Consider the following 2,728-nt stretch of genomic DNA (forward strand, 5'->3'; position numbering starts at 1 on the left):
TATTTTCATCCCAGTTGTCGAGTAAAGCAAATTTACTCGACAACTGGGATGAAAATGATTTTTTGGATCGAGAAAAGAGTGATATTATGTCATACATAATTCAAGGATATAACTTACTCGAAAAAGGACAAACCTTACACTGTCTCAATATTATAGACAAATATTTAAAAATGCGTAACGCATCATTAAAACAATCCAAAGAAAACTTGGCTTATTCAAAGTTTAACACCATGAAAACACCTCAAAAGCTAGACCTCAGCAGTCGCAGCAGTCGTATTAATAAACTTGCTACAGTCAATCAATCATCGACATATTTGGAAATTGGTGTATCCAAAGGTAGTACTTTTAATGCAATTGATGTCGATCACAAAGTGGCTGTAGATCCAAAGTTTAGATTTAATACAGAGGAGTATGCTACTGAGAATATAACTTTTCTAGAAGTTACTAGCGATGAATTTTTCAGAAATCATGCCAAAAGTTTTGAGCGATTCGATTTAATTTACTTAGACGGTCTTCATACCTTTGAACAAACTTTTCGGGACTTTTGTGCATCCCTTTCTTGTGCCCATACTAAGACGATCTGGTTAATTGATGATACTTGTCCTGGAAGTTATGCTCAAGCACAATCATCCCTACAGCGCTGCCGACAGCTCCAGAAAATTTCTGGAGAGAAAAATAAAAGTTGGATGGGTGATGTGTTTAAGGTTGTTGCTGCCATCCATGATTTTTTTCCGCAATACAGTTTTGCTACTTTTCCACATCATGGTCAAACAGTAGTATGGAACAAATGGAGGGTAGATTTTGAGCCTAAATGGAATTCTTTGGAAACTATTAGTCGGCTAGAGTATTCTGATTTTGTAGAATTGCAGGGAAGTTTGTTTAAAAGAGAAGCATACGAGAATATCTTTGAAATAATTAGGCATAACTTTGCTCAATCATAAAAATTGAAAAAATCTCAAACCTGAATTTAAGATCAAAAGGATAAAACCAAGGATGGAAAACAGCAAGAATGAACAACAAAAAAAAGTAGCATCTTATTGGTTTGATATTGTTAAAAAAAACCAAAAAAGCCAACACTTGCGGTTGAGATGGTGGCAAAGTCCATATATAGTTAGGTACATAAACAAAAAAATTACAGGTCTCACACTGGATGGGTTGTCTCAAGGTATTACCCAGAGACCTAAAGAAATGGCAGGCGATCGCTATCCTTTTTCTTGTGGCATATCTGTAGGGTGTGGAAACGGGCAAAAAGAAATTACTTTAGTTTGTCAAGGTTTAGTTTCTTCATTTCAACTTTACGAGGTTTCTAAAGTTAGAATTGAGCAAGGTAGGAGACTAGCAGCTAGGTTTGGTGTAGAAAACAAAGTAACTTTTATTCAAGGTGATGCTTTAGAAATTATTAGAGAAAAAGAATGTTTTGATTTTGTTCACTGGAACAACTCTCTTCACCATATGTTAGACGTAGAAGTAGCGATTAAATGGAGTTATGAAGTTCTCCAAAAAGGGGGGATGTTTTATATGGATGATTATGTGGGTCCTAATAGAATGCAGTTGTCTGATAAAATGTTAGAAGTTGCTTCTCAAGTTAGAAGTATTTTACCAGAAAAATATTTAGCTAATCCCAGAAACCCCAGTCAGTTACTGCCAAAAACTCTGACTAGAAATAGTATCGAACGTATGATTCAAATCGATCCTTCAGAGGCAGCAGATTCAGAGAGAATTATTGATAGTATAAAAAAGTATTTTCCTCAAGCTGAAATAACTATTACTGGTGGGGTAGTTTACCATTTAGCTTTGTCTGATATTCTCCATAATTTTGATGAATCAAAAGATAAATATTTGTTAGACTTTTTAATGCTTATAGATGATTTGTGTTCGGAATTAGGTGAAACTCATTATGCAACTGCAATTGCTATTAAATAGAAAAATCTCTAATTTAAATTAACTTAATGACCAGACCTAACATAACTCACATAAGACTTATCGAGTAATTTTTGATAAGACAAAACACTAGACTCTGAACGATCTTCTCCCCGCGTACCTTCCACAATCCAAACGTTAGGATACCCATTATCAACTCGATAATTTCCATGACGTTCGATACCTTTCAAAGTTGAATGTTCACTTTTACCATATTCACAAAATACGACTTTTTGCCATCCTAAATTATCAAGTAAAGATTGTAAAAAATCTTGGGAATAAAGAAACTGATGACCCCATCCATGAAAAGCACGATTCATAGAAAATGTAGAATCAATCCGTTTTTGTGGATTAGTTTCTGACAAATTAAAATGAGTAGAAAGTACCCACTCTAGAGAAGGAGTAGAAAGTCGAATTATTCCACCAGGTTTAAGACTTTTCCAAACGTTATTTAGGAAAGCGATCGCTCCTTCGAGACTTAGATGTTCAAGAAAATGTTCCCCGTAGACATATTCCAAGCTATTAAAAGGCCAAGGTTTAGTCACATCCATCACTTGGTCAATACCAGGAAAGGGGCGAATATCCACATTCCACCAATCAGCCATGATATTATGGGGTCCACAACCCACTTGAACTTTTTTAATGCCATTGGGATGATTTGGGCTATTACGAGAGGTATGATTTTTGGTTGATATATTCATAAATTTTTTCTTGATATATATTGGAAAAGCTGATAATTATAACTCTATATCTAAAAGAAAACTAGGTAATACATCTTCCCCTGACAAACTTGGGGGAGATGTATTAA

General features: G+C 34.8%; 3 protein-coding genes. 2 read left to right on the forward strand and 1 reads right to left on the reverse strand.

Going from position 1 to position 2,728, the window contains the following annotated elements; all coding sequences use genetic code 11:
- Positions 1-941, forward strand: a 941-nt coding sequence (locus F6K13_RS27275; protein WP_287289017.1) for a class I SAM-dependent methyltransferase, incomplete at its 5' end; no start/stop codon positions are given.
- Between the two features lie 52 nt (positions 942-993).
- Positions 994-1,923: a class I SAM-dependent methyltransferase gene (locus tag F6K13_RS27280; protein ID WP_287289019.1), complete on the forward strand. Its 930-nt coding sequence runs from the start codon at positions 994-996 to the stop codon at positions 1,921-1,923.
- 23 nt (positions 1,924-1,946) lie between these two features.
- Here the strand turns inward: F6K13_RS27280 and F6K13_RS27285 are convergent, their stop codons facing one another.
- Positions 1,947-2,621 (reverse strand): hypothetical protein, encoded by a 675-nt coding sequence (locus tag F6K13_RS27285; protein WP_124143411.1) that lies wholly within the window; start codon positions 2,619-2,621, stop codon positions 1,947-1,949.
- Positions 2,622-2,728 lie beyond the last annotated feature (107 nt).

The sequence above is a fragment of the Okeania sp. SIO2B9 genome (assembly GCF_010672505.1).
Taxonomy (GTDB): Bacteria; Cyanobacteriota; Cyanobacteriia; order Cyanobacteriales; family Microcoleaceae; genus Okeania; species Okeania hirsuta.

Bases quoted from the DNA above. Each gene is read 5' to 3' on its own strand.
- F6K13_RS27280 (WP_287289019.1), top strand. From the start codon at position 994: ATGGAAAACAGCAAGAATGAACAACAAAAAAAAGTAGCATCTTATTGG.
- F6K13_RS27285 (WP_124143411.1), bottom strand. From the start codon at position 2,621: ATGAATATATCAACCAAAAATCATACCTCTCGTAATAGCCCAAATCAT.